This is a genomic window from Acinetobacter sp. UC24323 (assembly GCF_024151445.1).
GTDB classification, from domain to species: Bacteria; Pseudomonadota; Gammaproteobacteria; order Pseudomonadales; family Moraxellaceae; genus Acinetobacter; species Acinetobacter baumannii.
Window position 1 is genome coordinate 16,682 of sequence record NZ_JAHIBY010000010.1, and the last position, 26,492, is coordinate 43,173.

The following is a 26,492-nucleotide window of genomic DNA, read 5'->3' on the forward strand; positions in this document are numbered from 1 at the left end:
TACCATTCCCTCTAGCTGGTTTTTCTATCCAGTTTGATTGAGCTTGCAAGCTCAAGCTGCATCCGTTTTGCATGTTCATCTTGAGTCTGGTTTAAACCAATTTCCTGATCATCATAACCTTGTTGCTCAATTAAATGTGATGGGACTTTGGCATAATCCTGTATGAGCCATTTCACTAAGCCATAGGTCTGAATCAGAATAATCACGATGAATGGTAAAGCCGTCACAATAGTTGCCGTTTTCATGGTGTCTAATGGTGCTTTACTAAAGATCATGGCAATTGGAACTAAGGTCAGCATGACACACCAGAACAAACGTGCATTTGGCGATGGATCTTGCCCTTCACTTAAACCGCGTGTACATGTTGCTGAAACCGCATACCCGACTGCATCCATGTGTGCTGCCAAGAACACCACCATAATGCCGAGGAAAATCCACATCATGAGTTTTCCGGCAGGTAACAGGCTAAGCAATTGACCAATCGCAACCTCACCACCTTGTTGGCTTAAGATTTGCGGCACATTTACAGCTCCATGAATAAAGCTATAAACACTATAGTTTTCAAACACACCAAAGATGAACCAAAGACCGACACTGCCACCAATGACCATGGCAAAGATCACTTCTTTAATAGTACGGCCTTTAGAAACACGCGTTACAAAGAGTGCCACACCTGGTGCATATGAAATCCACCATAACCAGTAGAAAACAGTCCATTCACGGGTAAACTTGCCGTCACCCATTGGATCAGTAAACAAGCTCATATCGACAAAGTTGGTTGCCATTAACCCGAAACTCATTAATGAATTATTCAAAATGAATTGAGTCGGACCAAAGCAAAGTACATAAATTGCAAATAGCACTACACCCAAGCACACCATATGGCTTAAACGCTGCATGCCCTTGTCCATACCTACATATGAACTGAGTGCGAACAGAACTGAAACTGCCAAAATAATGATAACCTTGGTCATAAAGGTATTTGGAATGCCTGTGAGCTGAGACAAAATATTGGTAAATGTCACGGCAGTGAGTACCAATGAAATCGTCAATGCACCGAACATGCAAAGCAAGAACATTAAGTCGACTAAACGACCAACCACGCCAGTTGATTTAAAGCCTGTCACAGCCTCAATCACTGAAGCTAGACTTAAACCCTTATTTTTTCTCACATGGTAGCTGTAGCACAAAGAAATTGATGCCAAAGCATAAATTGCCCAAGCACTTAAGCCAGAGTGAAAAAACGAGTAAGCCACACTATATTTCAATGCTTCTGCTGACTCAGGCGGTAAGCTCAAACCCGGAGTTTGATAATAGTAGGCCCAGTCCAAAAAGCCCCAGTACAATGTAGAAGACCCAATACCCGACAAGATGAACATAAAAATCCATGACATTGTGCTGTATTGAGGTTTTCCTTCTCCAAGCTTAATTTTTCCGTATTTACTAAAGGCAAGACCAAAAGTAAAAATAATGGCTAAAAAAGCAAACAGTAATACTGGGGTTGTAAATACCGATGTCGTCCACTGCATCCATGTTGCAGCAATCTTTATCGATTCTTGCGAATAAATCGCCAAACCAGCAACTGAAATAAATACAAACAGTAAGCTGGTTACGGCAAGAAATTTATCCGTATAAATTTTTGTGTTTTGATTATCCATATCCATACATCCATTTTTGGATGGCGTTATTCCATAGCGAATACGTCCATTTTAGTTTGGGCTACACATGATGCAATTGCATCTCCTACCTCATAAGTCTTTGCCTGACCGCCGATATCGGCTGTTTTTGGGCCATTAATTAATACATTCTCAATCGCCTGCATAATATCTTGACCCGCTTGGATACAGCGCTCGTCTTCTTCACCAAAGAATTCGAACATCATGGCACCCGACCAGATCGCAGCGATTGGGTTGGCAATTTGTTTACCGTAAATATCTGGTGCTGAACCATGGACAGGTTCAAACAGTGATGGAAATTTTCTTTCTGGGTTTAAATTTGCCGATGCCGCTAAACCAATGGTTCCCGTACATGCAGGACCTAAATCGGAAAGAATATCGCCAAATAAATTTGATGCCACAACCACATCAAAGCGTTCAGGTTGTAAAACAAAACGAGCCGCTAAAATATCAACATGCTGTTTATCAGCTTGAATTTGTGGATACTGTTTTGCCATCGCATCAACGCGCTCATCCCAGTACGGCATGCTCACTGCAATACCATTTGACTTGGTCGCTGCGGTAATTTTTTTCGCATCTCGCTGATTTGCAAACTCAAATGCATAACGCAAAATTCGATCTACGCCATGACGTGTAAATACGGCTTCTTGTAAAACAAACTCGCGGTCTGTTCCTTCAAAAGCTTTACCGCCAATCGCTGAGTATTCACCTTCACTATTTTCACGAACCACGTAGAAGTCGATATCGCCTGGTTTTTTACCTACCAATGGACATTTCACACCCGGCATTAAGCGCACTGGACGTAAATTTACATATTGGTCAAAACCACGACGGAACTGGAGCAGCGAACCCCAAAGCGAAATATGGTCAGGCACTTTATCTGGCCAGCCTACAGCGCCAAAATAAATTGCATCGTAGCCCTGCAAAGTTTCAAACCAGTCATCTGGCATCATTTTGCCGTGTTCAAGGTAGTAATCGCAGCTTGCCCAATCGAAAGCATCTAACTGAAGATCAATGCCGTACTTCTCTGCTGCTGCCTTTACAACCTTAATACCTTCTGGTAGAACTTCTAAACCAATGCCATCGCCTGCAATCGTGGCAACTTTATATCTTTTTGCCATAAGCTTCCTTCACACCTTCGACTAATATCCTTGTATGGCTTAAACATGATGTTTTAAGCAAAAATGATCAACAACAGAACTATCACTCCAATGGACACGGATCGTGAATAATCTACCTAACCTATCGGATTTAAAGGTTTTTTGCACAGTCGCCAAACTAAAAAGTTTTGTCGAATCTGCTGAGGAACTCGGGACATCGCCAGCTTTTATTAGCAAGCGAATTAATATTCTAGAAAACACGTTGAGCTGCAAACTTTTTCATCGCAGCACGCGTCACGTTAGCCTGACAGAAGATGGCAAACTCATACTTGAGAGAGTTTCAAATATTCTTGAAGAATTTGATGAAGTCTGCGAACTGGTCAATAACCCGCTCAGTACACCTACGGGTCGTATGGATATTATTAGTAGCTTTGGTTTTGGCAGAAAACATGTCGCACCAATTTTGTCTAAATTAATGATGCTGTATCCAAAGCTACAGATTCATTTTGATACCATCGACAATACCAAAGACCTGATTCAACACAGTATTGATTTAGACATTAGAATTGGTAATGAAATTGCACCCAATATGATTGCGAAGAAGCTGGCTTCTAATTTTCGTATTTTGTGCGCGTCACCGAGTTATTTACTTAAACACGGCGTACCTGACAGTATTGAAGATTTGCAAACACATGACTGTTTAACAATTAGTGAACGCGACCAATCCTCGGTTTTATGGAAATTTAGGCATGCTTCCGAAGATGTCTCAGTGCATATCAAACCCCGCTTTGTTTCAAATAACGGCGAAATTATTCATCAACTTGCCATAGAAGGTCACGGTATTATTTTCCGTTCGATTTGGGATGTTGCAGATGAATTGATTACCGGCCAACTTCAGCATATTTTGCCTGAGTACTGGCAAGATGCAGATGTCTGGGCAGTTTATCCATCACGACTCAAAAGCTCCTCCAAACTGCAAACCTGTATTTTGTTTATTCAAAACGAATTGCTCAATCGTTTACAGCATGTGCAAAACCTAAGCCGTGGACAACTTATTTCACCAGCCGTCAAACGAGAGCCACCGCCTGAAAAAGTCTTTCTATAAAAAAAGCCCTAAGTGGGCCTGTTCACTTAGGGCAATAGTTTACTTTTAACTTCTAGAAATAATATCCAATTGAAAGATAAAACAGTTTATCCCAATCATTACTGCTACCTTGTGCAAGGCCATTCGCCCCACCACCAACCATTGGATCATTTTTACTCATAATATATTCACCCTGAATACCAATGGCTTTGTAATTAAAATAAACGCCTGCAATTAAACGCTCAGAGTCTTTATATCCATCCTCATCTTTGAAAAAGCGGCTATGAGAGATATAGGGCTTAATATTTTCAAGTTTGTGGAATGGCTGAGCAAAGGTATAGTTAATTTCATTGACCAGATATTTTCCTTTGTTAGCAACTTGATACGGGTAATCAAATGCTCCAATGGTTGAGCTATTTGGCAATAAATTATCGCCATTAGTGACATCTTGCTTACCTGCTAAGAACATCCATTGCCATGCTTGATATTGCGTTTGAGCAAATACATTCCATGATTTGCGGTGTCCATCTTCGTCTGTTCTTTTATTTTCTAAATCAGAATACCAAACTGAACCACCTAACTCGGTCGAAAGTTTTTGAGCTTTATCAAGCTCAAATTTTCTAGAAGCTCGAGCAATCCACATATTTTTTTCTTCAATATTGGTTCCTGTAGTTAAATCATCAGCTTCAATGAAATTACCACTATATCGGCTTGAGTCTTTTGATGTCCCCTTATAATTTCCTCCATCAGTTGGATAGAATCCTAAGGTTAAATTGTATTTGTCATCTGCAAATTTATATTTAATCCCCAGATTATCAATATCTTCTAAACCAACGGTATTTAAAAGCGTTTCGTAATAACTACTTCCCCAAAATTCACCAAAGCCAAAATCAACAGGCTGCAAACCTGCCGTGACTCTTTGTTGGTCAGATAACTTATACCCTACCCAAGCTTTTTTTAGAAAAATCGCATCACACAAGCGATCATATTGATAACAGCGAGCATCTGCTCCTGCAATCCAGTTTGGGTTTTCATAACCTAACACTAATTTAATATCAGTAAGTCGCCAGTCATCATTTTGGGAACCTTCATTGGCCTCGACCACATAATCTTTATGTAAATAGCGAGAACGTACTGCACCAGATACTTTAAATTGACCCGAATCTAAAGTTGGATCACCCCAACTCAAATCAGCTGCAGAGACTTGTGCTCCAGCAGTTAAACTTAGAATTCCTAAAAATAATAATGACCTTTTCATGTCTTCAACATCCTTGTTAAGTGTTATAAGAACATGAAGAAATTGGCTTAGACAAACAATGCCAGAAGTATGAAGTCGGTCTTTACAAACTGTGTTTAATCAAAAAAACAAGCATAAAAAAAGACCACGCAGGAGCGTGGTCTGTAAAATGGTGGCTATGACGAGACTTGAACTTGTGACCCCCGCATTATGAGTGCGGTGCTCTAACCAACTGAGCTACATAGCCGTAAACTGTGCGCGCATTATCTTAGCTTCTTAACCGCGCGTCAAGAAAAATTTTCAATAAAATGAGGTGAAGTGAGCCTATAAGCCGGGTTCTGTCGAGGATGGTCATTCCTCTAGGCGTACAATCACTCATACGCTCAAGCGACCTACCCGAATCCAGTACGGGCCGCACCTAGGATTCCTATTTGGTCTTGCTTCTGGTGGGGTTTGCCATGCCGTGAACTGTTACCAGACACGCGGTGCGCTCTTACCGCACCCTTTCACCCTTACCTCACGAATGAGGCGGTCTACTCTCTGCTGCACTTTCCGTCGGCTTTCACCGCCCAGGCGTTACCTGGCACCCTGCCCTATGAAGCCCGGACTTTCCTCTCCTGCTTCAGTCACGGAGACTTCCACAGCAGCGACCATCCAGCTCACTTCGAGGGCGCATATTAACAAATTTATTGACTAATTGCTTGTGCTTTTTTGAGCAATTAATCTTTTATATTTGTCGAGTAACTGTTCTTCCGTTTCCTCATGCTGCGGATCTTTTGGAATACAGTCTACTGGACAAAATAATTGGCACTGTGGCTGGTCATGGTGACCAACGCACTCTGTACATAAATCAGGATCGATTTCATAAATCACTTCGCCCATAAAGATCGCCTCATTGGGGCAAACTGGTTCACAAACATCGCAGTTTATGCATTCATCAGTGATATATAACGACACGTTACCAACCTTGTTGATGTTTACGTTCAAAGGCTTCAACCACAGCTTGCGGAACAAACTTGGTTACATCTCCTTTTAAACGAGCAATTTCTCGAATTAATGTCGAAGAAATAAAAGAATACTGTTCAGAAGGTGTTAAAAACACCGCCTCGAAATGTGGATCAAGCTGACGGTTCATATTGGCCAGTTGAAATTCATATTCAAAGTCAGAAACTGCTCTTAAACCACGAAGTACTGCTGTGGCCTTTTGTTCTTTAAAAAAGTTAACCAACAAACCATCAAAACCTACAAACTCAACATTTGATAGATGGCCTAATGATGATTGCGCCAGTGCAACTCTTTCTTCTAAGCTGAACAAAGGGTTTTTATGATGTCCAATTGCAATCGCTACTACAACTTCATCAAACATTCTTGATGCTCTAGTAACTAAATCAACGTGCCCATTCGTGATAGGGTCAAATGTTCCAGGATAAATTACACGCGTTTTAGACATCCGCTAGTACTCTAATTGTATTGTGCGCCTATTTTAGCAAAAGTTATACATGAGACGAAATATTGATATGTGGGAAAAAACTTCACCTTGGCATCAGTTTACGGCACAATAGGGACAATTGTGGAAGTTTGAATTATGGCGAAAGCAACAGTAGTAAAGAAACATAATGGCGGAACCATCGCACAAAACAAACGTGCCCGTCATGATTATTTTATCGAAGAAAAATTTGAAGCTGGCATGTCTTTACTAGGCTGGGAAGTAAAATCTTTACGTGCCGGTCGTATGAGTTTGACAGAAAGTTATGTCATTTTTAAAAATGGTGAAGCATTCTTATTTGGTGCTCAGATTCAACCACTCCTTTCTGCATCTACACATATTGTGCCGGAAGCTACACGTACACGAAAATTATTATTATCTCGTCGTGAACTTGAAAAGCTTATGGGTGCGGTGAACCAAAAAGGTTATTCGTGCGTTCCATTAGCATGTTACTGGAAAGGTCATCTGGTTAAGCTTGAAATTGCACTCGTGAAAGGTAAACAACTTCACGATAAACGTGCGACTGAAAAAGAACGTGACTGGCAACGTGATAAAGCACGTATATTTCATAAGTAATAGACTAAAAAGCCTCTTTATAGAGGCTTTTTTATTTTTCACTAATTTAATCTATATAAAAGCCCAGCAATATATTCACCAAACCATTTAGCAGTATCTAAATCACCTTGCGGCGGTGTAATTTCAACAGGTGCATTATCTGATTGAGTCATCAATCCTAAACAGCTCGATAAACGGTTTAAATCGGTTTCAGTATGGCCTGTTGTCATTAAAGGTAAACCTGACCACAACATGCCGTGCTGCATCGCAAAAATGTTAAGTTGTTGCAGAACCGCTAGTTTATCACCACTTAAACCGCCCGAATTTGCAAAACCCGCTGCTAACTTACCCTGCCATAAACGATTTTTCCAACGTTTAGATGTACTATCCATAAACTTTTTAAAATCGGCAGTTACGCTTCCCATATAAGTTGGGGAACCAAAAATAATGCCCTGTGAGGCATCTAAAACATCCCAATCAATATGCTCAATATTCATCACATGTACTTTGACGCCCATCACTTCGGCACCACTTGCGATAGCAGACGCTACCTTTGCAGTGTGACCATAGGGACTGTGATAGACAATAGAGAGATGTTTTTCAGGCAAAGACATAAGCTTAATATTTTGAGCGATTTTTTCTATTTTATCATTTTATTAAAACTTGCTAAACCTTGTTCTCTAAACATGAAATCTCAGTACTTGCCTTAATTTCTTGAATAAATAGGGAAAATTCAAAATAAAAAACTCTCTTATGCTATTTTGAAATTTAAACAACATAAGAGAGTATTATTACAACAATCATATCCTTAAGAAGAAATATGATTTTTCAAAACTACATAAAAACAAAAGTTGCCATACGGCCAGTTTTAGCATCACGGCGGTAAGAAAAATATTCATCTTGCTGTTGGTATGAACACTGATCTCCCCCTAAAACTTTTTCAACTCCTAGGCTCTGTAAGATAAAACGAGCAATTGCATACAAATCAGCATGAAATTTATTTGGAGCTGCCCCATCAATAAATGCAGTTTCCAATTCAGGATATTTACTACAAAAAGCAGTTTTTACCTCTGCTCCAATTTCAAAGCAAGGTTGACTAATCGCTGCACCCAACCATGCCCATGTTGGAGGACTCTGCATTGCAGCGACTATATTTTCAATAATACCTCCCGCTAAACCTCGCCAACCTGCATGTAAGTTAGCAATTTCTGTACCTTCAGCATTACCAAGCACGACTGGTAAACAATCGGCTGTCATCATCATTAACGCATGACCTTTGGTTTGCGTAATCAAGCCGTCGCCAATTAAAGCTGTAAAGGGAATTTGTTCATTTACTGTATGGCAAATCGTGCTATGTGTTTGGGTCATCCATGTCATTTTTTTAACCCCAAACTGAGCAAATTCATCTAACAGCATCATCCGATGCTGCTGGACACGCTGAGCTTCGTCTTTAACGTGCAAAGCAAGATTAAAACCTGTTAGCTCTGTTTGCTCTGCTGGTAATGCCAAAGGGTGATGAACTCGTGTCTGCCCTACGAATACGCCTTGAGGTAAACCTTGAACAAATTCCATATACCAGTCCTTAATATGCAGCGTTTTCTGTACGTAAAACATTAACCAACTGCGTAAAATCTTCAGGCCATGGTGCTTCGAATAACATTTCTTCACCAGTACGAGGGTGTTTTAATCCCAATTTAGCAGCATGAAGTGCTTGGCGTTTAAAACCGCGTAAAGTTTCGATGAGTAACTCAGATGCCCCTGCCGGAATACGTACACGGTTCATATAAACTTGGTCACCAACCAAACCATGTCCAATATAACTAAAGTGAACGCGAATCTGGTGGGTACGGCCAGTCTCAAGTTGCGCTTGTACACGGGTAAAGTCTCTAAAACGCTCTTTCACGTTATAGTGCGTTACAGCATCACGCCCACCCGGCAAAATTGCCATTTTTACACGGTCAACCGGATGTCTTTTAATCGGCTCATCGATTGTGCCACCTGCAATAATATTGCCATAAGTGACTAAGTCATAAATACGATAAACAGATTTATCTCCCAATTGTTTACTCAAAGAAAATTGTGCTTCGAGATTTTTAGCAACAACTAGTAAACCACTGGTATCTTTATCAATACGATGTACTAGACCAGCACGTGAAAGCTCGGCTGACTTAGGTGAATGGTAAAGCAAAGCATTGACCAAAGTACCCGAGGTATTACCTGCGCCAGGATGAACCACCATACCTACCGGTTTATTAATGACTAAAATATCTTCATCTTCGTAAACAATATCGAGTGGAATATTTTCTGGTTGACTGTTGGTCTGTGCTTCAAGCTCAACATTTAAAGTTAGCGTTTCATTGCCTTCGCAACGATATTTAGGTTTGACAATGTTACCATTTACCAACAGATGACCTTCTTTCATCCATTGTTTAAGTTTTTCACGTGAAAACTCACTCCACACCATGGCTGCCACTTGGTCGATACGTTGCCCTAAGTAGCTTTCATCTAACTGAACTTGCAACGATAAACGTGTTGCAGTTGTATCAGAAGTATGGTTATCTGCATCCTCAGAATCTTCTAGTAAATTGAAGTCTGTTTCAGAGAAGTTTGTGTTTGAAGATTGTGCTGAAGTCATTTGATCATTTAGATAAAAGTGGTTTAATAGCGCAATTGTAGCTCATTGCCCAACATAACAGAGGAGTTTTTATGTCGCTACCACGTTATAAAATTACGATGCTTGCCTTATCTTTAGGTGTAGCGTCTGCATTTGTGGGCTGTAGCAGCAATCCAAGTAAAAAAGAAGTGGTCGATACTGGCCCTCAATCTAGTGAGCAAGCATATTTTGACAAGGCTCAAAAAGCTCTTGATCGTGGTCAATATCTTGACGCTACCAAATCTTTAGAAGCGATTGATACTTATTATCCAACTGGACAATACGCACAACAAGCACAACTTGAACTTCTCTATTCAAAATTTAAGCAAAAAGATTATGAAGGTGCGATTGCACTCGCAGAACGTTTTATTCGTTTAAATCCTCAGCATCCAAATGTAGATTATGCTTACTACGTACGTGGCGTATCTAATATGGAGATGAACTACGATAGCTTGTTGCGTTACACCTCTTTGCAACAATCTCACCGTGATGTGAGTTATTTAAAAGTTGCATATCAAAACTTTGTTGATCTTATTCGTCGCTTCCCAAGTAGCCAGTATTCTGTCGATGCAGCACAGCGTATGAAGTTTATTGGGCAAGAGCTTGCTGAAAGTGAAATGAATGCAGCGCGTTTTAACGTTAAACGTAAAGCATGGATTGCCGCAGCTGAACGTTCACAATGGGTGATTGAACACTACCCACAAACACCTCAAGTACCAGAAGCTTTAGCAACTTTGGCATATAGCTATGACCAATTAGGTGATAAGGCAACTTCACAACAATACATCGAAGTTTTAAAACTTAATTATCCGAGCCTTGTCAATAAAAATGGCACTGTCAACATGCGTGCTGCACGTAAAGAAGGTAACTGGATCAACCGTGCAACCTTAGGTATTCTTGGTCGTGAATCTAAGTCTGTAACACCAGATACGACTACTTCTTCTGAAGCTGAACCAAAACGTAGTCTACTAAACCGCGTAAGCTTTGGTTTAATTGGCAACTCAGGTAAAGAAGAAGCGGAAGAAACAACTAACACACCTGTTGAAGCACCAAAAAGTGAACGTAGTTGGACTAATCGCTTAAGCTTCGGTTTACTAGATAAACCTGAGCCAAAAGCAGCAGAAGGCACAACAATTGCACCAGCAACATCTTCGAGTGAAGCACCGAGTGCCTCACCAGCAGATAACGAAGCAGATGACGCTGCTCAATAAGCAATAAAAGCTTAAAAATAACCAACAAACAGGCAAGTAATATCACTTGCCTGTTTGTTTTTATAAAATAGTAAAATATTTATCGGGCATATCTCGATTCATCATGTCAGAATAATCTGACCTATCGCATCATTAGTTTAAACACGGTTATCTGAATTATGGCAATTCCACAGCATACGATTGATCAGATCTTAGATCGCACAGATATTGTCGATCTGATTGGTCAACGTGTGAAACTGAAAAAAACCGGACGAACTTATTCTGGTTGTTGCCCTTTTCATCAAGAGAAAACGCCTTCTTTCCATGTTTACCGCGATAAACAGTATTATCACTGCTTTGGCTGTCAGGCGAACGGAAATGCTATTCGCTTCCTAATGGACATTGATAACCGAAACTTTATTGATGTGATGAAGGAATTATCGAGTAATACGGGAGTCGAATTACCAAAAGATAATACTGATAATAAAAAACTGTCTTATACACGCCAAGTTACAAAACCATCAACACCGCCCAAAACGGTTGCTGAACCGACTACTCAAGCACCTATAGAAGATCAGTACAATACGTTTGAACCCGTATATTTTGATGATCCCTTTGCCCAGTTTGAACAGCCATTTAGCTTTGATGAGCCAGTACAAGAAGGTAATTTATATGACCTTCTAGAAAATGTTGCCCAGTTTTATGAACATCAATTACCGACTAGTCAAAAAGCTAAAAATTACTTTAAGCAACGCGGTTTAAGTGACCAGACTATTCAGTTCTGGCGTTTAGGTTATGCTCCTGAAGACTGGCAACATCTAGAAAAAGCTTTCCCTTATGATATTGAGGGCTTAAAGCAGCTTGGTCTCATCCGTTCAAGCGACAGTGGTCGTGACTTTGACCTTTTACGTGATCGTGTTATTTTTCCAATTCGGGACCCTAAAGGCCGTGTAGTTGGCTTTGGTGGTCGTGCGCTCAATGATGAAATTAAGCCTAAATACATCAACTCGCCCGATTCGGAAGTATTCCATAAAAATCAATTACTGTATGGGCTATATGAAGGCCGAAAATTAAAAGCAAATGACTGGTTAATGGTCGAAGGTTATATGGATGTCATTGCTTTACAGCAATATGGCATTACTGGTGCAGTTGCGACTTTAGGAACGGCAAGTAATACCGAACACCTTAATATCTTATTTAAACAAAATAACCGGATTACGATTGCTTTTGACGGTGATGCTGCAGGTCAAAAGGCCGCACGCCGAACTTTAGAAATTGCATTACCCTTACTCAATGATGGTCGTGAGCTCAAATTCTTTGTATTGCCAAATGACCATGACCCTGACTCTTTAATCCGCCGTGAAGGAGTGGAAAACTTCCAGAAGCTTCTACAGCAAGCTCCTTTACTTTCTGACTTTGTTTTTGCTCATCTTACTGGGCAACATGACATTAGTACGCCCGAAGGTAAAAGTCTTGTTATGGGCGAATTAAGAGAATTGACCGAGTTATTACCAAAACAAGGGTCTTTTCGCTATCTACTAACCCAATCTTTCCGTGAAAAATTAGGCTTAGGTAAGCGCTTCACTCCACAAATTAGCCACGATGCATCCCTATCTTTTAATATTCAAACGAAAGATGAAGACTTTGCAATTGCAATTTTGATGCACCATCCGTTTCTTTATATTCATTTTGAAGGATTACGGGCTTATATTCCGCAAGATGAGTTGTTGGCTAAAATATTAGCAATTTTAAACCGTATATTTGACGAATTGCCTGATGACCAAGAACTAGCTACCTATTATGTTTTAGGTGCTTGTAGCAGTTATTGCCATGAAATTGCAGATATTATGCAAAGGACCAACATTCAAGCCTTAACTCAAGCACCGGAAGTAGCAGATAAACTCGCAAAAGAATATGCTTTAGGCTTACAAGAAAGATATTTACGTCAAAAACTAAAATCTAAAATCTCATTAGTTGAGTCAAGAAACTTAAGACAACAACTCAATGAACTTACCAAACAGATTAGCTTAAGACTTCTTTCTTAACGTTTGGGTTTTCGCTCATGATCAAATACATCCTGTAAATGCTGCTGTAACCATTCAAAATAGTCTGGGCTCTCTGCTTTTGCAGCTTCACGCAACAACATAGAGGTCGGATGTATTAGTTTTTGCGTCAAACGATGGGCAAATTGCTGCAACACTTGCTCAGGATTTCCACCATGATGCAGAGCCTCTAATGCATGGGTAAGCTCTCGCTGACTAATTTCTTCACTATGTTGGCGGTAAGCATGAATTGTACTGCCCGCCTCTTTGACTTTTTGATGCGTAATTAGCTGGGTAGCTAGCTGATTAACCATCACCTCAGCTTCAACAGCCGCTTGACGACGTTGAGCCAAGTTTTCATCGATCACACTTTGTAGATCATCTACACCGTATAAATACACTCCATCAAGCGACTCTACTTTAGGGTCAATATCACGCGGTACAGCTAAATCGACCATTAACATTTGCTGATAACGGCGTTTTTTTAATGCAGTTTTGACATCTGCATAAGCAATAACCTGATGCAAACTACCCGTACAACTTGAAACAACATCGGCACGATATAGATTCTCAGCCAAATCTGAAAAATCAATAATCTCAACTTCAACTTGATGTGCAATTTCTTGGGCCAATTGATCGGCGCGTTCACGGCTACGATTACAAACAATTATCTTGGCAACGCCCATTTCAGCTAAATGCTTGGCAACAAGGCTATTCATTTCGCCAGCAGCAACCACCATAACCGTTAGTTTTTCAGGTTTACTAAAAACCTGTAAAGCGAGCTGCGCAACTGCATAACCCATTGAAACGGCATGACTACCTACAGCTGTTTCAGAGCGCACACGTTTAGCGGCGTAAAAAGCGTACTCAAATACACTATTTAATTCTGGAGAAACTGTTTGCGCTTCTTTAGCCAATGCTAGAGCACTTTTCACCTGCCCTAAAATTTGCGGTTCGCCCAACATGAGTGAGTCCAAACCACTTGCTACACGCATTAAATGTGTGATGGCTTGAGCATTTTCGTAACGATAAACATGATGAATTAACTGCTTTACATCAATATTATTGGCATCAGCTAACCATTTCAGAAGGCTTTCGGCATCTTCCGCCATGGCGTAGACTTCTGTACGGTTACATGTTGAGACAACCACTAAGTCTTTTAAAGACTCGTGATGACGTTGTTCGGCAAGCAAATTACTTAATCGCTCTGCATTGAAAGCAATTTGCTCGCGGAGTTCTACAGAAGCTGTTTGATGGTTGACACCCAATGCAAAGAAAGACATATCAGATCATCATTTCGCTAAATTTATGCTATTGTGCAACATCGGTGTCATAAAAAGCATTACTTTGGATCAATAAAAATTGCGTCAAATGAATAGCCGTATTAATTTTAACGGTGCTTCGATAAGACAGTATTCTACCACATTCTTATTGTTAGGTAGCATGTCCTCATATGTCTATGCACGTCCAGTGCAAGAGACCTATGCCGTGCATTCATTTGATCAGGCTTTACAGCAGAGTATGGTCGCTGAATTTGCCTTAGCTTATGACGATATTCCCACAGCACTGCACAATTACACAGTGCTTGCGATAAAAAGCAACTCAACAACAATTAAACAGCGTGCATTAGACGTTGCACTTGAATATAACGACTTACAAGCTGCATTAAATATTGCAACACATTGGGTTGTTCAAGAGCCTAAAGATGTCCCTGCTCTATTTTATTTATCGCATATTGCGCTAAAAACACATGAATATCAGCTTGCTGCCGAGACTTTAGATAAAATTTTAAAAATAGATCCAACTGCCGATCTTGAACAAATTTTGGCAAGCATTGCACCTGAAAATGCACAGGATCGAGAAGTTTTATTAACCGCTTTACGTTCTAGTGCAGAGAAAGACAACCCATCCATCTTAGCGCTTATTGCCAACCTAGAAGCACAAAATGGTCAGTTAGAACCTGCCTTAAGTACCATCAATCGCGCACTACGACGTCGCCCTAAAGTGACAAGCTTTATCTTAATGAAAGCCAATTTACTAATCGCACTCAGTGATCAGGAAGGTGCTTTAAAATGGTATGCAAAATCAAGCCGTAAATATAAGAAAAACCTAGACATTCGCCTAGCCGAAGTACGTTACCTCATCCAGATTAATCAACCCCAGCTTGCTCTTGAAAAATTAGAGAAAATTATTGAAAGCAATCCTCATGCTGAAGAGGCTTTGTTTATTGCTGGTTTAACCAGTATTGACCTTAAGCAATATGACAAAGCAGAACAATATCTGGTTGATTTACGCAACTCTGCAAAATATCAAAATGAGGCGTATTACTACTTAGCGATTAATGCTGAAAGAAAACAACATTATGAAACTGCTAAAGCTTACTACCGTTTAGTCGATGGTAGTTTGTATATTGTTTCAAGACGCAATCTCATTGCAATCTATGATAAACAAGAAAACTTACACGACGCTTTACGCTTTTTAACCCAAGAGCGAGTCAATTATCCTCAGCATGCAAGCTTTCTTTACCAAGCTCAAGCTGAAATTTTAAAGAAGATGGGCAATAAAAAAGCTGCATTAAATTTATTAGATGAAGCGATCAAAAACTTACCAGATGATCCGGAGCTCATCTATGCAGAAGTTTTATTATTAGACCCTTATACTGACCGCGATAAACTCGATAAAACACTCAAACAATTATTGCAGTTAGAACCCAATAGCCCAACGTATCTAAACGCCTATGCTTATACATTAGCTTTGCAAAATCGTAGGCTTAAGGAAGCACGTCAATATGCTGAACAGGCTTTAGAATATGCCCCAGAACAAGCTTCTATTCTGGATACGCTAGGCTATATCGCATTTTTACAAAATGATTATGAAGCGGCTGCGGAAGCTTTAGGCAAAGCATATGAACTAAGTCATAACATAAATATTGGCATTCGTTACGCTAAGGCACTTTATATGCAAGGATCATTAACTCAGTTCAGTGCCGTGTTACAACAACTGAAACAAAAGCACGCAAATGATCCACAATTACAACAACTTGATGCGTTAATTTTACCTACATCTGCAAAAAAGAGTTAAATTTATGAGCAAACTTGCCCAACTGTGCACAGCGATCTGTGGATCAAGTGTTTTATTTTTAACCGGTTGTCAGCATTTTACTCAACCTAAAGCTGCAGTTACCCACCAAGTACAAGACGAAAAACACTTCAATTTACAAGGTAAAATTGGAGTACGTACCCCCCAACAAACTGGTAGTGCATTCTTTACATGGATTCAACAGCAAGACAATTTCGATATCGAATTAAGCGGTATTTTAGGTGTTGGAAAAACACAAATTCAGGGTAAACCTGGTGAAGTTACTCTAAACAGTGCTAAAACTGGACTGATTACGGCTGCATCTCCTGAAGAACTTTTAGAGCGTGCAACTGGCTGGCAAGCACCAATTACTCATTTAACCAGTTGGATTTTAGCGAAACCTGCAACTTTAAGTGCTCAAATTAGTAAAGATAATGCAAATCGTGTGAGCCAACTCATCGAAGATGGCTGGACAGTTAATTTTAGTTATGATGGTGAACAAACTCTACCAAATAAACTGGTTTTAAAGCAGGCTCTTGCTGAAGATAAAGAAAACCGTATTACAATGGTGATCCAAAACCGCTAATCCTTATTATATAAATCTATGATTCGAGTACCTTCTCCAGCTAAGCTCAACCTGTTTTTGCATATCACAGGACGTCGTGAAAATGGTTACCATGAACTACAAACCATTTTCCAACTTATTGATTTATATGACTGGATGACATTTACGCCTATATCTGAAGATGAGATTCAGATTGAAGGTTTAGGTGAGGTTCAACTTGAGCAAAATCTGATTTATCGGGCGGCACAGATATTACGCCCTCACGCTCAAAATCCTTGCGGACTCCATATAAAAATTGAAAAAAATATTCCGATGGGTGCTGGTTTAGGTGGCGGTTCTTCCAATGCAGCAACGACGCTTATTGTCTTAAATCAATTATGGCAATGTGGTCTAACTGAAGAACAATTAGCTCAGTTCGGTGTCAAGCTTGGTGCCGATGTTCCAATTTTTATTTATGGGTTAAATGCATGGGCTGAAGGGATTGGTGAACATTTATCATTCATAGACTTAGATCAAAAACAATTCATTGTTTTAAAACCTGATTGTTTTATCAGCACTCAACTGCTTTTTTCACAAAAAACATTGACAAGAGATTCTAAGCCCACTACATTTTGCGCCTATCAGTTAGAACCTTCTAATTTCGGAAATAACTTTGAGCCTTTGGCTAGAGAGTTATACCCTGAAGTTGAAGAAGCAATGCAATATCTCGACCAATTTGGTCATGCAAAGCTTACAGGTACAGGTGCTTGTGTTTTTGCTGAGGTAACCGATGAAATGAATGTTGATGACATTCTTAAACATGCACCATGTAAAGCTTACTTGGTACATAGTTTAAAAGAATCTCCTTTACGTCATTTTAAAGTTACAAGTTAGGGGCGTCGCCAAGTGGTAAGGCAGCGGGTTTTGATCCCGCCATCCGTTGGTTCGAATCCAGCCGCCCCTGCCATTTTCCACCTGTAATGATGATTGTATTAGGGGCGTCGCCAAGTGGTAAGGCAGCGGGTTTTGATCCCGCCATCCGTTGGTTCGAATCCAGCCGCCCCTGCCATCTTAATACAGCATCGAATTTAGGGGCGTCGCCAAGTGGTAAGGCAGCGGGTTTTGATCCCGCCATCCGTTGGTTCGAATCCAGCCGCCCCTGCCATTCTCTTATTTAAAAGACAGACTTAATTGCCTTGCTTTTTGTTGATTAACCTTGACATTGCATTGCAAAAATATTAAAGTTCTGCCGCATTAGGGGCGTCGCCAAGTGGTAAGGCAGCGGGTTTTGATCCCGCCATCCGTTGGTTCGAATCCAGCCGCCCCTGCCATCTACTTCATTACATACCAACCGCCAAGGGTGCTTCATGCCCAATCTTGTCGTTTTTAGTGGAAATGCTCATCCACAGTTCGCTCAAAAAGTCGTAAGTCACTTACATATCCCTCTAGGTGCTGCATCAGTCGGTCAGTTCTCTGATGGTGAAATTTCAGTAGAAATTACTGAAAATGTTCGTGGTAAAGACGTATTTATCGTTCAGCCTACTTGTGCTCCAACCAATGACAACCTTATGGAAATCTTGGTTATGGCAGATGCTTTGCGTCGTGCAAGTGCTGGTCGTATTACTGCTGTTATCCCTTATTTTGGTTATGCTCGCCAAGACCGTCGTCCACGTTCTGCACGTGTGCCGATCACAGCGAAAGTTGTTGCAGACATGCTTACCACTGTTGGTATTGACCGTGTCGTAATGATTGACTTACATGCTGACCAAATCCAGGGCTTCTTCGATATTCCAGTCGACAACATCTACGGTACTCCTGCTTTGCTTGCTGACTTACGTCAACAACAACATGACAACCTTATGGTGGTTTCTCCTGACGTTGGCGGTGTTGTACGTGCTCGTGCCGTTGCTAAACAGATGGGTGATATCGATTTAGCAATCATCGACAAACGTCGTCAAAAAGCCAACGAGTCGCAAGTTATGCACTTGATTGGTGACGTAAAAGATCGTGATTGCGTTATCGTAGACGACATGGTTGATACAGCTGGTACATTGTGTAAAGCAGCTGATGCGCTTAAACAATTCGGTGCACGTCGTGTTGTTGCTTACGCAACTCACCCTGTACTTTCAGGCAAAGCAATTGAGAACTTACGTAACTCTGTTATTGATGAGTTAGTTGTAACTGACACAATTCCTCTTTCTGAAGAAGCATTAAACTTAGGCAAAATTCGCCAAGTTTCTGTTGCTAGCATGGTTGCTGAAACGATTCGTCGTATTAATAACGAAGAGTCTATCAGCGCGATGTTCGATAGTTTATAATATTGCAGCTTTTTTCTTAACCCTAGCTTTGGCTGGGGTTTTCTATCACTAAACTGGTCGCAAGTTTAGTTTATTTAATCTTTAATGAGGATTTATCTCATGGCAAACTTCGTATTAAACGCTCAAGCGCGTGCTGAAGACAAACAAGGGAAAGGTGCGAGCCGCCGCCTTCGTCGCGAATCTTTAGTTCCAGCTATCATCTACGGTGGTAACGCTGAGCCTGTAGCAGTTACTTTAGAACTTCGTGAGCTTGTAAAAGCTTTAGAAAGCAACGCTTTCTTTGAAGAAGTTGTTGAAATCAAAGTAGGTGACAAAGTTGAAAACGTTAAAATCCAAGCGTTACAACGTCACCCAGCTAAAAACACTCCTATGCACGCTGACTTCAAACGCGCATAAGTGTTTAAAGGCGTAGATTAGTGTCAAATATTTCGCTAATTGTTGGTTTGGGCAATCCTGGTTCAGAATATGCCCAAACCCGCCATAATGCAGGTTTCTGGTTCGTCGAACAGCTTGCAGATAAATATGGCATTACATTAAAAAATGATCCAAAATTTCACGGAATCAGTGGTCGTGGTAATATAGAAGGGCACGATGTTCGCTTACTTCTACCTATGACTTATATGAATCGTTCCGGACAAAGTGTTGTTCCTTTCTCAAAGTTCTATCAAATTGCTCCTGAAGCAATTCTGATTGCTCATGATGAACTTGATATGAACCCTGGTGTAATTCGCCTCAAAACAGGCGGTGGACACGGCGGTCATAACGGTTTACGTGATATTGTCCCGCATATTGGCCCAAATTTTCATCGTTTACGTATTGGTATTGGACATCCCGGCTCAAAAGAAAGAGTTTCTGGACATGTGCTCGGGAAAGCACCAAGTAGTGAACAAAGCCTGATGGATGGAGCAATTGATCATGCTCTCTCTAAAGTAAAGTTACTTGTTCAAGGGCAAGTACCACAGGCCATGAATCAAATTAATGCGTATAAACCAGCTTAAATTGTTGAACAATCAAGCTTGCTATCTTGCTTTTTTAGGAGCAAAATGCGCATCAGCCACCTAGCCGGCGGCAAAGGCGAAAGATTTCACCATAAGATCTTCATCTTAGATCTACTCAGGAGACGCTAGCCATGCTATCTCGTTTATTAAAATGCAAAATTCACCGTGCAGTTGTAACCCATGCTGAACTTCACTATGAAGGTTCTTGTGCAATTGATGGCGTATTGATGGACTTAGCTGGTATTCGTGAATACGAAGAAATCCACGTTTGGAACGTAACTAATGGCAAGCGCTTCACAACTTACGCAATTCGTGGTGAAGATAACTCTGGCATTATTTCAGTAAATGGTGGCGCTGCTCACCAAGCAGATGTGGGCGATTTAGTTATTATTGCTACTTTTGGTGATTTCACAGAAGCTGAAGCAAATGCCCATAAACCACGCTTGGTATATGCGAACCCAGATAACACAGTCAATCACACAGCGAACTGTATTCCTGTGCAAGTTGCCTAATTAAAGATTTAAAAATAATAAAAAGCCCGTAAATACGGGCTTTTTTTATAAGACTTTATAAACTTCTGGCAGTTCCCTTCCACCAGCTCTGTTGCTGCTTACAATTTAGAGGCTGTAGCTCTTCTCCACGTAAATCAAATAAAATCGCCTCTCCTTTTGCATTTACCTTAAATTCAGCATATTTCGCTTTCTCATAGCAATGAGCTAAGCCTTCGGCAAATAAGAAACTGCGAGAAGCTGGGTACAAAGATTGATAGTGATTGTCCGGATTTTTTAAAATTAAATTCTGCTCATTAGATAAAGAGTTAGGGTCTAAAATAGTACGGATTACTCGATTTCGTGAATCTAAAATAACTTTTGCTGGAACAGAAGCATGATTAAAAATCACCTGATCTAAAGCTTCACTTTCTGTCAAAGCTTTGAGAGATTGTAAATTTAATTCATAAGCCAGCGCCATGTAGTCTCCTTGTAGAATAGAACGAGGATCAACTGGTTTCAGCTTAATAAAAATACTTTTACTCTGATGCAGGTGCCATTCATTTTTCATCACTAAACCTGCAAAAAATAATACAGTGACTATTGCAAGCATAAGAGAGAAATACTTTTTCATTACTTTTCTCCCTCAATACAATTAATTTTAGCTTCTTTCATAAGTAGCCCATATAGAGCCAGCAATATAATGCCCGACACCAAGATTGATGCACTTTTAGCTAAAAAACTTAATTGTAAACTGTAATAAAGTTGCCAAAGCACAAAGGCAAATACTACGAGCGTAACACCATAAACAATGCGATCTTTATTTTTTAAAGCCCATGTCAAAATAACAAATAAGATGAATACTTCAAAATAGCCGAGTGCAATAAGTAATATGCCAAAAACTAAAAAGGCAAAAAAAGTTATACCGTGAAGTTGCCGATAGAGATAGAAAAAACTAAAGCATAATAACCATACGCACGGCAATGCATAAAGCAACCATAGTGACTGATCAGCCGAATCAACAAATGCTAATCCTATAAAGGTATCAAAGAATGAACTCACCCAAATTACAACGAGCGTACATAAGAAGATACTCCGCTTATATGATACGACCGCTTTACTTCCTATCAGTAGTACCGAGCTAAAAACCAAATAGTTAAGTAAGACTAAATTTAAATAAGTCTGAGTAGAGTTTAAGGACCATAATGAATGATCCATTTGTAGTAGATAGATTACTGCTATACCATAAGTTGCAAGCATTTGAATTAAAATAAAGAACCAGTGAGGCTTAAGAAAATAACTAATACATAAAATAAAGATCTGGGCAATCAATATCCATAAAATTTGATCTGTTTCAGAACCAAGATGGAATAAAAAAGCAGTCTGTCCACTCACAAATAAACAATATGCAAACTGCCGGATGAAATAACTTTGCGATTTTGTTAGTAAAGTTATAGCTACAGCAACAAAGATGATTCCAATAATTAAGGAAATAGTCTCCCAAAACACCAAAGTAAATGCTGCAAGCGCTAGACCAGCAAGCCAAGCACCAATTGCCAAAGGAATGATATAAAAACGGCTTTGACGGAAAATCTTGATTAAGAAATAACTAATGAGTGCAAACCAAGTAAAAATAATCCCCGCGATCAATAAAAAGATGAACTCATTAGAATCTTTAAATAGTTGATTAATACCATCCACAAGCCATATGGTAGCCGTCACACCAAGAACAGCAGCCATTAAACTGGCACACAACTGATCATCTTTATTAAAAAAATAATAAAAAGCGATGATTCCTAGAAAAAAAGCCGAGATCAGATAAGGTAAATTTTCACTTGATAGGAATTGAATCATTCCTGTTATTGAAATAACAGCAAACCAAGCAATAAAAATAAAACGTAAAGCCGTATATTTCTTTTGACAGATCCAAAATTGCACAAGACTTAATAAATTTAGAGCAAAAAGATAAAGATAGGGAAATTTTTCTGCCCAGAAAGTCTGTTTAAAAAATAAAAATAGGGTGAGTTGGCTTGTAATACAAATTAAAGCAAAGATTCCAATATTTGGTCGATATAGCCACGGCAATAAAAGCAAAGTCCAAATCAAGAAAAGTAAATAACTGTCTGCACCGGTTTGATAAACTTGCCCAATTACAGCCAAACTCAAACCGACCATTAAGCCGCAGATGCCATGTAAAGTTTGCCTTACTCCCTCACTTAAAGTCTTTTTGATACTCACCCAAGCTGTCATAAGTAATATAACAGGTGGAATAATGAGTTGAATGCTATCTGGAAGCATCAACCAATTAGCAGCAATTAAGTACAGAATACTGAGCGCCATAAATACATAACTGAAAATATGGAGATGCTGAATAAATAAAGTATTCCTAAAAGGATAATAATCTCTTATCTGCATGAAACACCTGTTTTATTTATAATTTTCTAGAAAAAACATAACATTCACTTTTAAGCTCAACAAGTAAGCTCTTGTTAAAAAGCCTATTTCAATTTATGAAAATACTTATTCATAAAGAGACTTAGCATTCTACAAAAGCATCTAGCCAATTTTGCCAAGCGCGCTATAATAAAACCCATCGCTTCAGGGCGGGGTGTAATTCCCCACCGGTGGTAAAGTTAATTTTTATTGTTAAATTAACAAGCCCACGAGCTTAAATTATGTAATTTGAGCAGATTTGGTGAAACTCCAAAGCCGACGGTATAGTCCGGATGAAAGAAGACGACGAACTGGAACAAATCCGTTTTATTTCAGTACCAGCCTGTTTTTGCATCAGTCCTGAAATGTTCAACCGTATTCTTACGAGAGCGTTTCATTATGTCTAGTTTAATTCAACCAGAACTTTTTTTCTCAGCCCTCTCTCCTGCTGAGCAACGCATCCAACAAGCATTAGAAGATATCCGTCAAGGCAAACCTGTCTTGGTGATGGATGACTTCGATCGTGAAAATGAAGCAGATTTAATTGTTGCAGCAGAAACCCTAACTGTTGAGACCATGGCACGTATGATTCGTGATGGCTCAGGTATCGTATGTTTATGCCTTACTGAAGAGTTAGCTGATCATCTTGAACTTCCACCAATGGTTTCTCAAAACTCAAGTCAGTTTCATACTGCATTTACAGTGACTATTGAAGCTGCTCAAGGCGTTACCACTGGCGTTTCTGCTAAAGACCGTGTAACAACGATTAAAACGGCTATTAAAGATGGTGCTGTTGCAAGTGATCTTAACCGTCCAGGCCATGTTTTCCCATTACGCGCACGTAATGGTGGCGTGCTTACCCGTCGAGGTCATACGGAGGGGACTATTGATCTAGCAAGATTAGCTGGTTTAAAACCTGCTGGAGTATTATGTGAATTAACCAATCCGGATGGGACAATGGCATCAGGAATTCAAGTTTTAGCATATGCTCAAACTCATCATTTAACCGTGATTACAATTGAAGAGCTTGTACAATATCGTCAACAACACGGTATTTAAAAATAAATAAAAAGGTTTGACTTGTTCACTTGCAGGTCAAACCTCTAAATTATAATTCTTGAAATTTAAGAAACTTTCTTTTGTGCGGCCTGTTCTTCAACATAATCTAAAAGTTCAGAAAATTTTGTAATCTTTGCTTTAGGTTGTGCTTGAGTAAGTTCTTCTGGTGTCCCATAACCATAAGTCACAGCTACCGCTTCAATACCATTATGACGGGCGCCTAAAACATCATATTGACGATCACCCACCATCAAGCATTCTTCTGGGTTTAATTGCTCACGTTCAAGAATATAATGGATAAGCTCAGCTTTATTGGTCCGTTCACCCGTTAATTCACTACCGTAAATTTGTACAAAATATTGGCTTAAATCAAAATGATCTAAAATTCGTTTTGCATAAATCGTTGGTTTAGCAGTAGCAACGAACAAACGATACCCTTCTGCTTTTAAGGCCTTAAGTGTTTCCGCAACAGATGGGTATACTTCATTTTCAAATAAACCAATCACCGAGAAACGCTCACGGTAAGCAAGCAAAGCTTGCTCAGCTAGTGCATCATCTTGAGTAGCTAATAATTTTGCTAATGACGCTTTTAAAGGTGGGCCAATCGTCCAATCAATATTTAAATCGGCAGCTAATGGATAACCTAACTTATCCATTGCATAACGAATTGATGTATGGATACCAACTTTAGGGTCTGTTAAGGTTCCATCTAAATCAATCAAAATATGTTTTATAGCCATTCAATCACTAACCCAGTAAAGTATTTAATTCAATTGGTCGAGAGTTTAATTAAACTCTCTTATACTAACGTAAATTTAAATTGAAAAGGAAATAACCGTGCGTCCAACCGTACTTTGTTTCTCGGGTTTAGACCCTTCAGGTGGTGCAGGTTTACAAGCCGATATTGAAGCGATTGGACAAAGTGGTGCACATGCAGCAATTGCATGTACAGCCCTCACCATTCAGAATTCTCAACAAGTATTTGGCTTTGAAGCAACCTCAAAAGAACTATTATTAGCCCAAGCAAATGCTGTTGTAGGCGATTTACCCATTAAATGTGTTAAGTCTGGCATGCTAGGCACTACCGACAATATTGCGGCTCTAGCCGAATTTTTACGTGCTCATCCTGACTATCAATATGTACTTGATCCTGTTTTAGTTGCAAACAGTGGCGGTTCGTTAGGAGACCAAGCAACTTTAGTTAAAGCATTTGTGGAGCTTATTCCTCTAGCGACACTCATTACTCCAAATACAGTTGAATTGCGCGCTTTAACAGGCGTTACCGACTTAGATCAAGCAACCCAAAAGTTATTTGAAATGGGTGCCAAGGCCGTATTGGTGAAAGGTGGACATGAAGACACACCTGACTTTATTAAAAATAGTTTATATATTGATGGCGAGCTTGCAGCAAGTAGTACATGTCCGCGCCTTGAAGGTGAATATCATGGCTCAGGTTGTTCATTAGCGAGTTTTATTGCAGGTCGTTTAGCTCTAGGTGACTCTTTAAAAATTGCAGTTCAACATGCAGAAACATGGTTATTTGGTGTGTTAAAAAATGCTGAAACACCTGTACTCAATGGACAAAAGATTCCAAAACGGTTTTAACCAATAAATAAAAAAGGCGCTTTAAGCGCCTTTTTTATATTCCTATTATTGAGGAATACGTAAAACTTGTCCTGGAAAAATCTCATCTGGATCTTTCAGCATTGGTTTATTCGCTTCAAAGATTTTTTGATATTGATTGGCATCACCATAAAACTCTTTAGCAATTTTTGAAAGATTATCACCAGATTTCACTGTATAAAATTTGCTTTCTGGCTCAGGAGTTGCAACAGTCATCTGGTCATCTACTTGTGCCACATGATCTACATTACCCACAATAAGAATGATTTTTTCTTTATCTGCTTGGCTTTGGACTTGTCCTTTAATAATAGCAGTGTCAGTTGAGCCATTATATGTTACAGATAAGCCTTCCACCCCAAGGCCTAAGCTTTTAATCAATCCCAATAATTTATTCGCAATTTCTTGTGCAGAAGGTTCTGCTGGTGTTGCTGGAGCTGCTTGTGGTTCTGCTGGTGCGGTATTTTTCTTACCAATACCTTTTACAAAATCAAAAAGACCCATTATTTAGTCCTCATATTATTGTTTATAGTAAAGTCATTAAACTGACCCTTATTGTTATACTTGAAAAAAGAGATACCTCTGCTATCAATTGAGGTTGATCTTGTAAAAATATGTATCTCTATCAATTATCTTACTCGTATAAAAAAAGCCACCTTACGGTGGCCTTCTTTTTTAATCAGCAATATGCGAATTAACCAAGTTTTTTAGTTACATAGTCAATTGCAGATTGAACTGTAGTGATTTCGTTTGAATCTTCATCAGGGATAGTGATGTCGAAGTCATTTTCGAAAGACATAACAAGTTCAACTAAATCTAAAGAGTCAGCACCCAAGTCATCCATGAAAGATGCTTCGTTTTTAATCTCTTCAGCTTTAAGACCAAGTTGTTCTGCAACCGCTTGTTTAACGCGTTGTTCGATATCGCTCAC

At 39.6% G+C, this 26,492-nt stretch carries 27 protein-coding genes, 5 tRNA genes, 1 other RNA gene and 1 riboswitch; of the genes, 17 read left to right on the plus strand and 16 right to left on the minus strand.

Features of this window, described 5'->3' with window-relative positions; all coding sequences use genetic code 11:
• Window positions 1-11 precede the first annotated feature (11 nt).
• Together KNQ97_RS13955 and KNQ97_RS13960 are read right to left on the minus strand one after the other, a co-directional pair.
• Window positions 12-1,664, minus strand: a complete 1,653-nt coding sequence (locus KNQ97_RS13955) for a BCCT family carnitine transporter (protein WP_001984224.1) — start codon at window positions 1,662-1,664, stop codon at window positions 12-14.
• Between the two features lie 20 nt (window positions 1,665-1,684).
• On the minus strand, window positions 1,685-2,797 hold the full coding sequence (locus KNQ97_RS13960) for a tartrate dehydrogenase (RefSeq protein WP_001129656.1): 1,113 nt from the start codon (window positions 2,795-2,797) through the stop codon (window positions 1,685-1,687).
• A gap of 103 nt (window positions 2,798-2,900) precedes the next feature.
• Between KNQ97_RS13960 and KNQ97_RS13965 the strand changes: the two genes are divergently transcribed.
• Window positions 2,901-3,881: a LysR family transcriptional regulator gene (locus tag KNQ97_RS13965; RefSeq protein WP_001061609.1), complete on the plus strand. Its 981-nt coding sequence runs from the start codon at window positions 2,901-2,903 to the stop codon at window positions 3,879-3,881.
• Window positions 3,882-3,933: 52 nt separating this feature from the next.
• Here KNQ97_RS13965 and KNQ97_RS13970 read toward each other — a convergent pair whose 3' ends face one another.
• The 5 genes from KNQ97_RS13970 to coaD form a co-directional block, all read right to left on the minus strand.
• Window positions 3,934-5,118: a porin gene (locus KNQ97_RS13970; protein ID WP_057051807.1), complete on the minus strand. Its 1,185-nt coding sequence runs from the start codon at window positions 5,116-5,118 to the stop codon at window positions 3,934-3,936.
• Window positions 5,119-5,267: 149 nt separating this feature from the next.
• Window positions 5,268-5,344, minus strand: a tRNA-Met gene (locus tag KNQ97_RS13975).
• A gap of 64 nt (window positions 5,345-5,408) precedes the next feature.
• Window positions 5,409-5,763, minus strand: an RNA gene (gene rnpB, locus KNQ97_RS13980) — RNase P RNA component class A.
• Window positions 5,764-5,790: 27 nt separating this feature from the next.
• A complete protein-coding gene (locus KNQ97_RS13985) occupies window positions 5,791-6,054 on the minus strand; it encodes a YfhL family 4Fe-4S dicluster ferredoxin (protein ID WP_253612372.1) in 264 nt (87 codons plus the stop codon).
• A 1-nt stretch (window position 6,055) separates the two neighbouring features.
• The gene (gene coaD, locus KNQ97_RS13990; protein ID WP_000047853.1) at window positions 6,056-6,547 is read right to left on the minus strand and encodes a pantetheine-phosphate adenylyltransferase; all 492 of its coding nucleotides are present in this window, start codon (window positions 6,545-6,547) and stop codon (window positions 6,056-6,058) included.
• Window positions 6,548-6,682: 135 nt separating this feature from the next.
• Between coaD and smpB the strand changes: the two genes are divergently transcribed.
• Window positions 6,683-7,159: an SsrA-binding protein SmpB gene (gene smpB, locus KNQ97_RS13995; protein ID WP_001029798.1), complete on the plus strand. Its 477-nt coding sequence runs from the start codon at window positions 6,683-6,685 to the stop codon at window positions 7,157-7,159.
• A gap of 41 nt (window positions 7,160-7,200) precedes the next feature.
• Here the strand turns inward: smpB and KNQ97_RS14000 are convergent, their stop codons facing one another.
• The 3 genes from KNQ97_RS14000 to rluD all read right to left on the minus strand — a co-directional run bounded on the left by KNQ97_RS14000 (window position 7,201) and on the right by rluD (window position 9,773).
• Complete coding sequence (locus KNQ97_RS14000) at window positions 7,201-7,752, minus strand: flavodoxin family protein (protein WP_000056378.1); 552 nt, start codon at window positions 7,750-7,752, stop codon at window positions 7,201-7,203.
• A gap of 220 nt (window positions 7,753-7,972) precedes the next feature.
• Entirely contained in the window at window positions 7,973-8,710 is a 738-nt protein-coding gene (gene pgeF, locus KNQ97_RS14005; protein ID WP_253612373.1) for a peptidoglycan editing factor PgeF, read from the minus strand.
• Window positions 8,711-8,720: 10 nt separating this feature from the next.
• A complete protein-coding gene (gene rluD, locus KNQ97_RS14010; protein WP_000199621.1) occupies window positions 8,721-9,773 on the minus strand; it encodes a 23S rRNA pseudouridine(1911/1915/1917) synthase RluD in 1,053 nt (350 codons plus the stop codon).
• Window positions 9,774-9,844: 71 nt separating this feature from the next.
• On the opposite strand from rluD, the gene KNQ97_RS14015 reads away from it, so the two are divergent.
• A complete protein-coding gene (locus tag KNQ97_RS14015; protein WP_000056811.1) occupies window positions 9,845-11,002 on the plus strand; it encodes an outer membrane protein assembly factor BamD in 1,158 nt (385 codons plus the stop codon).
• 158 nt (window positions 11,003-11,160) lie between these two features.
• A complete protein-coding gene (locus KNQ97_RS14020) occupies window positions 11,161-13,026 on the plus strand; it encodes a DNA primase (protein WP_001007229.1) in 1,866 nt (621 codons plus the stop codon).
• Here KNQ97_RS14020 and hemA read toward each other — a convergent pair.
• A complete protein-coding gene (hemA, locus tag KNQ97_RS14025; protein WP_024432865.1) occupies window positions 13,023-14,306 on the minus strand; it encodes a glutamyl-tRNA reductase in 1,284 nt (427 codons plus the stop codon). The two genes, KNQ97_RS14020 and hemA, sit on opposite strands and share 4 nt — an antisense overlap.
• An 88-nt stretch (window positions 14,307-14,394) precedes the next feature.
• On the opposite strand from hemA, the gene KNQ97_RS14030 reads away from it, so the two are divergent.
• The 11 genes from KNQ97_RS14030 (at window position 14,395) to panD (ending at window position 20,473) form a co-directional block, all read left to right on the plus strand.
• Window positions 14,395-16,104, plus strand: a complete 1,710-nt coding sequence (locus tag KNQ97_RS14030; protein WP_001088484.1) for a tetratricopeptide repeat protein — start codon at window positions 14,395-14,397, stop codon at window positions 16,102-16,104.
• A gap of 4 nt (window positions 16,105-16,108) precedes the next feature.
• Window positions 16,109-16,687 carry a lipoprotein insertase outer membrane protein LolB gene (lolB, locus tag KNQ97_RS14035; protein ID WP_000039823.1) on the plus strand — a complete coding sequence of 193 codons (579 nt, stop codon included), beginning with the start codon at window positions 16,109-16,111 and terminating at the stop codon, window positions 16,685-16,687.
• 18 nt (window positions 16,688-16,705) lie between these two features.
• Complete coding sequence (gene ispE, locus KNQ97_RS14040) at window positions 16,706-17,539, plus strand: 4-(cytidine 5'-diphospho)-2-C-methyl-D-erythritol kinase (protein WP_047479951.1); 834 nt, start codon at window positions 16,706-16,708, stop codon at window positions 17,537-17,539.
• Window positions 17,538-17,612, plus strand: a tRNA-Gln gene (locus KNQ97_RS14045). Before ispE ends, KNQ97_RS14045 begins: the two co-directional genes overlap by 2 nt.
• Window positions 17,613-17,639: 27 nt before the next feature.
• Window positions 17,640-17,714, plus strand: a tRNA-Gln gene (locus tag KNQ97_RS14050).
• A 21-nt stretch (window positions 17,715-17,735) separates the two neighbouring features.
• Window positions 17,736-17,810: transfer RNA gene (locus KNQ97_RS14055), tRNA-Gln, on the plus strand.
• Window positions 17,811-17,901: 91 nt separating this feature from the next.
• A tRNA-Gln gene (locus tag KNQ97_RS14060) sits at window positions 17,902-17,976 on the plus strand.
• Between the two features lie 36 nt (window positions 17,977-18,012).
• Window positions 18,013-18,963 (plus strand): ribose-phosphate pyrophosphokinase, encoded by a 951-nt coding sequence (locus tag KNQ97_RS14065; RefSeq protein WP_001133287.1) that lies wholly within the window; start codon window positions 18,013-18,015, stop codon window positions 18,961-18,963.
• A gap of 99 nt (window positions 18,964-19,062) precedes the next feature.
• On the plus strand, window positions 19,063-19,359 hold the full coding sequence (gene rplY, locus KNQ97_RS14070; RefSeq protein WP_001273421.1) for a 50S ribosomal protein L25: 297 nt from the start codon (window positions 19,063-19,065) through the stop codon (window positions 19,357-19,359).
• Window positions 19,360-19,379: 20 nt separating this feature from the next.
• Window positions 19,380-19,961: an aminoacyl-tRNA hydrolase gene (gene pth / locus KNQ97_RS14075; protein ID WP_000065594.1), complete on the plus strand. Its 582-nt coding sequence runs from the start codon at window positions 19,380-19,382 to the stop codon at window positions 19,959-19,961.
• Window positions 19,962-20,092: 131 nt separating this feature from the next.
• The gene (gene panD / locus KNQ97_RS14080; protein ID WP_000952664.1) at window positions 20,093-20,473 is read left to right on the plus strand and encodes an aspartate 1-decarboxylase; all 381 of its coding nucleotides are present in this window, start codon (window positions 20,093-20,095) and stop codon (window positions 20,471-20,473) included.
• Window positions 20,474-20,528: 55 nt separating this feature from the next.
• Here panD and KNQ97_RS14085 read toward each other — a convergent pair whose 3' ends face one another.
• Both KNQ97_RS14085 and KNQ97_RS14090 read right to left on the minus strand, forming a co-directional pair.
• Window positions 20,529-21,083, minus strand: coding sequence for a GDYXXLXY domain-containing protein (locus KNQ97_RS14085; protein WP_253612374.1), 555 nt, complete (start codon window positions 21,081-21,083; stop codon window positions 20,529-20,531).
• Window positions 21,083-22,864: a DUF2157 domain-containing protein gene (locus KNQ97_RS14090; RefSeq protein ID WP_253612375.1), complete on the minus strand. Its 1,782-nt coding sequence runs from the start codon at window positions 22,862-22,864 to the stop codon at window positions 21,083-21,085. The genes KNQ97_RS14085 and KNQ97_RS14090 overlap by 1 nt, the downstream gene beginning before the upstream one ends.
• Window positions 22,865-23,040: 176 nt before the next feature.
• Window positions 23,041-23,191: riboswitch (FMN riboswitch) on the plus strand.
• 90 nt (window positions 23,192-23,281) lie between these two features.
• On the opposite strand from KNQ97_RS14090, the gene ribB reads away from it, so the two are divergent.
• Entirely contained in the window at window positions 23,282-23,941 is a 660-nt protein-coding gene (gene ribB / locus KNQ97_RS14095; RefSeq protein ID WP_000096537.1) for a 3,4-dihydroxy-2-butanone-4-phosphate synthase, read from the plus strand.
• A 65-nt stretch (window positions 23,942-24,006) separates the two neighbouring features.
• On the opposite strand, the gene KNQ97_RS14100 is transcribed toward ribB, so the two are convergent.
• Window positions 24,007-24,681, minus strand: coding sequence for an HAD-IA family hydrolase (locus KNQ97_RS14100; RefSeq protein WP_000985172.1), 675 nt, complete (start codon window positions 24,679-24,681; stop codon window positions 24,007-24,009).
• A gap of 97 nt (window positions 24,682-24,778) precedes the next feature.
• On the opposite strand from KNQ97_RS14100, the gene KNQ97_RS14105 reads away from it, so the two are divergent.
• Window positions 24,779-25,546, plus strand: a complete 768-nt coding sequence (locus KNQ97_RS14105) for a hydroxymethylpyrimidine/phosphomethylpyrimidine kinase (protein WP_001247938.1) — start codon at window positions 24,779-24,781, stop codon at window positions 25,544-25,546.
• A gap of 45 nt (window positions 25,547-25,591) precedes the next feature.
• On the opposite strand, the gene lysM is transcribed toward KNQ97_RS14105, so the two are convergent.
• Window positions 25,592-26,065: a peptidoglycan-binding protein LysM gene (gene lysM / locus KNQ97_RS14110; protein WP_000522216.1), complete on the minus strand. Its 474-nt coding sequence runs from the start codon at window positions 26,063-26,065 to the stop codon at window positions 25,592-25,594.
• A 190-nt stretch (window positions 26,066-26,255) separates the two neighbouring features.
• Window positions 26,256-26,492 (minus strand): acyl carrier protein, encoded by a 237-nt coding sequence (gene acpP, locus KNQ97_RS14115; RefSeq protein WP_001279871.1) that lies wholly within the window; start codon window positions 26,490-26,492, stop codon window positions 26,256-26,258.

Coding starts and splice junctions, on each gene's coding strand:
- KNQ97_RS13960 (WP_001129656.1), bottom strand. CDS start 2,797: ATGGCAAAAAGATATAAAGTTGCCACGATTGCAGGCGATGGCATTGGT.
- KNQ97_RS14100 (WP_000985172.1), bottom strand. CDS start 24,681: ATGGCTATAAAACATATTTTGATTGATTTAGATGGAACCTTAACAGAC.
- KNQ97_RS14090 (WP_253612375.1), bottom strand. CDS start 22,864: ATGCAGATAAGAGATTATTATCCTTTTAGGAATACTTTATTTATTCAG.
- KNQ97_RS14030 (WP_001088484.1), top strand. CDS start 14,395: ATGAATAGCCGTATTAATTTTAACGGTGCTTCGATAAGACAGTATTCT.
- ispE (WP_047479951.1), top strand. CDS start 16,706: ATGATTCGAGTACCTTCTCCAGCTAAGCTCAACCTGTTTTTGCATATC.
- KNQ97_RS14015 (WP_000056811.1), top strand. CDS start 9,845: ATGTCGCTACCACGTTATAAAATTACGATGCTTGCCTTATCTTTAGGT.
- KNQ97_RS14065 (WP_001133287.1), top strand. CDS start 18,013: ATGCCCAATCTTGTCGTTTTTAGTGGAAATGCTCATCCACAGTTCGCT.
- panD (WP_000952664.1), top strand. CDS start 20,093: ATGCTATCTCGTTTATTAAAATGCAAAATTCACCGTGCAGTTGTAACC.
- pgeF (WP_253612373.1), bottom strand. CDS start 8,710: ATGGAATTTGTTCAAGGTTTACCTCAAGGCGTATTCGTAGGGCAGACA.
- smpB (WP_001029798.1), top strand. CDS start 6,683: ATGGCGAAAGCAACAGTAGTAAAGAAACATAATGGCGGAACCATCGCA.
- KNQ97_RS14085 (WP_253612374.1), bottom strand. CDS start 21,083: ATGAAAAAGTATTTCTCTCTTATGCTTGCAATAGTCACTGTATTATTT.
- KNQ97_RS13955 (WP_001984224.1), bottom strand. CDS start 1,664: ATGGATATGGATAATCAAAACACAAAAATTTATACGGATAAATTTCTT.
- rluD (WP_000199621.1), bottom strand. CDS start 9,773: ATGACTTCAGCACAATCTTCAAACACAAACTTCTCTGAAACAGACTTC.
- KNQ97_RS14000 (WP_000056378.1), bottom strand. CDS start 7,752: ATGTCTTTGCCTGAAAAACATCTCTCTATTGTCTATCACAGTCCCTAT.
- KNQ97_RS13970 (WP_057051807.1), bottom strand. CDS start 5,118: ATGAAAAGGTCATTATTATTTTTAGGAATTCTAAGTTTAACTGCTGGA.
- lolB (WP_000039823.1), top strand. CDS start 16,109: ATGAGCAAACTTGCCCAACTGTGCACAGCGATCTGTGGATCAAGTGTT.
- coaD (WP_000047853.1), bottom strand. CDS start 6,547: ATGTCTAAAACGCGTGTAATTTATCCTGGAACATTTGACCCTATCACG.
- hemA (WP_024432865.1), bottom strand. CDS start 14,306: ATGTCTTTCTTTGCATTGGGTGTCAACCATCAAACAGCTTCTGTAGAA.
- lysM (WP_000522216.1), bottom strand. CDS start 26,065: ATGGGTCTTTTTGATTTTGTAAAAGGTATTGGTAAGAAAAATACCGCA.
- rplY (WP_001273421.1), top strand. CDS start 19,063: ATGGCAAACTTCGTATTAAACGCTCAAGCGCGTGCTGAAGACAAACAA.
- KNQ97_RS14020 (WP_001007229.1), top strand. CDS start 11,161: ATGGCAATTCCACAGCATACGATTGATCAGATCTTAGATCGCACAGAT.
- ribB (WP_000096537.1), top strand. CDS start 23,282: ATGTCTAGTTTAATTCAACCAGAACTTTTTTTCTCAGCCCTCTCTCCT.